1 protein-coding gene is annotated in these 506 nt (G+C 74.3%); it reads left to right on the plus strand.

Going from position 1 to position 506, the window contains the following annotated elements; translation table 11 throughout:
• A partial coding sequence (locus tag IH13_RS0113275) for a serine hydrolase (RefSeq protein ID WP_031084082.1) occupies nt 1–443 on the plus strand: 443 nt, incomplete at its 5' end.
• Between the last annotated feature and the right edge of the window lie 63 nt (nt 444–506).

Here is a 506-nt window from a genome sequence, read left to right on the forward strand (position 1 = left end):
CCGGCTACGGCTCCGCGAGCCTTGGCGGCCCCCTCGAAGACATCACCCGCCTCGACCCGTCCCAGGCCTGGGCCGCCGGGCAGCTCGTCACCACCCCCCGCGACCTCAACCGCTTCTTCTCCGCCCTGCTCGGCGGCGAAGTGCTGGAAGCCGCCGAGCTGAAGGAGATGACGACCACGGTCCCGGCCGACGAGGGCGCCGTCACGCCGAACACCGAATACGGCCTGGGCCTCTTCCGCACCCCCCTGTCCTGCGGTGGCGAGCTGTGGGGCCACGGCGGCTCCATCCACGGCTACGAGACCTTCGGGGGCGTCACCGAGGACGGCCGCGCGGCCACGGTGGCCGTCACGGCGCTGTCGAGCGCGGTGGCCGCCGACATCGAAGGGGTGCTGGAGGCGCACCAGCACGTCCAGGAACTGGTGGACACCGCCATCTGCGGGTAGCCGTCGTCGCCGCCCCCACCGCGTCGCCGCCCGACCGGGGACGGGGACGGGGACGGGGACGGG

Source organism: Streptomyces sp. NRRL WC-3549 (genome assembly GCF_000721935.1).
GTDB lineage: Bacteria > Actinomycetota > Actinomycetes > Streptomycetales > Streptomycetaceae > Streptomyces.